Source organism: Flavobacteriales bacterium (assembly GCA_013214975.1).
Lineage (GTDB): Bacteria > Bacteroidota > Bacteroidia > DT-38 > DT-38 > DT-38.
Window position 1 is genome coordinate 1 of the sequence record JABSPR010000235.1, and the last position, 1,789, is coordinate 1,789.

A 1,789-nucleotide genomic window follows, 5' to 3' on the forward strand; every position below is an offset into this window, starting at 1 on the left:
CAGAAGAGCGAGCCGCACAGGCATTTTTAAAACAAGACAATCTATTGTCAGAAACTAATCGAATGATTGGTCAAAGTGGAATGATAGGAGAAGAAAGCAATAGGCTGTTGATGTATTTAATATTTACGAGCAGAAAATTAAGCCATCCTTTACATATTGTAAGTTTAGGAGCAAGTGGAACAGGCAAAACCCATTTACAAGAAAAAGTAGGAGAACTCATACCTGAAGAAGACAAAATAGAAATAACCACATTAAGTGAAAACGCCTTTTACTATTTTGGACAAAGAGAGCTTAAAAACCAACTAATCTTAATAGAAGATTTAGACGGAGCAGAAAGCTCACTCTATCCTTTGAGAGAATTACAATCAAAAAAGAAAATAAGAAAAACCCTAGCCCACAAAAACACCAAAGGAGAAACCCGAACAATACATCTGATAGTTGAGGGGCCTGTATCCATAGCAGGTTGTACCACCCAAGAACAAATCTATGAAGACAATGCTAACAGGAGTTTTTTAATCTACTTAGATGAAAGTGCATCCCAAGACCAAAAAATAATGGAATACCAGCGGGCGGTGTCCGCCAGACGAATAGATAAAAAAGCAGAGGAAGAAGCTGCGGAGCTTCTTCGCAATACTCAAAGAATATTGCAACCAATAGCAATAGTAAATCCTTATGCAGAATTATTAAATCTACCCGAATCCGTATTAAAACCAAGAAGAACCAATAACCATTACTTACAATTTATTGAAGTAGTCACTTATTATCATCAATATCAAAGAGAGCAAAAAGTTGACCCTAAAACAGGTGAGATATTTATTGAAACAACATTAGAAGATGTAGAAAATGCCAACAAACTATTAAAAGAAATCCTATTAAGAAAATCAGATGAACTAACAGGAGCTTGCAGAAATTATTTAGAATCCATCAAAACTTATTTAGCATCCAGAAATAAAATAAATAATAGTCAGCCCGAAACGGGCTTTAATAATGCTGAAATCCGAAAAGCACTAAAAATAAATCATAGCAATCAAAAGCGGTACATGTTAGAGTTGCAACAATCGAGTTACATCAAAAAAGGAACAGGGGATAAAAAGAGAGGTTTTGTTTATGAAGTGGTAAGTATGCAAGAATACGAGCAGTTGCAGTTAGGAATAGCAAGTGTATTAGATCAAGTATTAGCAGAAATAAAAGCACCCCAAGAAGTTCAGAGTTCAAAAGAAGTTCAAGTACATAATGAACTTCTTAACATCAATACTAGCAAGGTAGATAGTAAGAAGTTCAAAAAAAGTAAAAAAAGGTTGACCGAGGTAAAAAAGGCATGAAGAATTTACAACTAAAAAGCGAAGCATTCCAGTACATTGAAAAATCATTTGCAGCATGGTTAGATGTGTTGGGTTACGCTCAGAGTACCGTTTACCAAATGCCCAATTATGTAAGAGAATTATTTTACTGGCTAGAAAACGAAAAGCAAATCACCCAAATAAATCAGCTAACAACACCACTGATTAAAGAATATTACGAAGAATTAAAATTACGGAGTAACCAAAGAAGAGGCGGAGCATTAAGCAACAACTATTTAAACAAACAATTACAAGGACTTTACAAGTTGATGGATTACCTCAGAAAAACAGGAAGACTAACATTACCACACTTAGAAATAAATAGAGAAGAAGCCAACCCCAAAGCAATACAAGTACTCACAATAGAAGAAATCAAACTATTATACAAAGCAGCAGAAGAGATAATTGCCCTCACTGGCAAGTGTGAAGCAATAGCAGCAAGAGACAAA

2 protein-coding genes are annotated in these 1,789 nt (G+C 34.8%); both read left to right on the top strand.

Annotated features, from left to right (window positions below):
• Window positions 1–1,322, top strand: a 1,322-nt coding sequence (locus HRT72_07760) for a hypothetical protein (protein NQY67602.1), incomplete at its 5' end; no start/stop codon positions are given.
• Window positions 1,319–1,789 (top strand): hypothetical protein (locus HRT72_07765; protein ID NQY67603.1); only part of this gene is annotated, 471 nt, incomplete at its 3' end. The genes HRT72_07760 and HRT72_07765, both read left to right, overlap by 4 nt.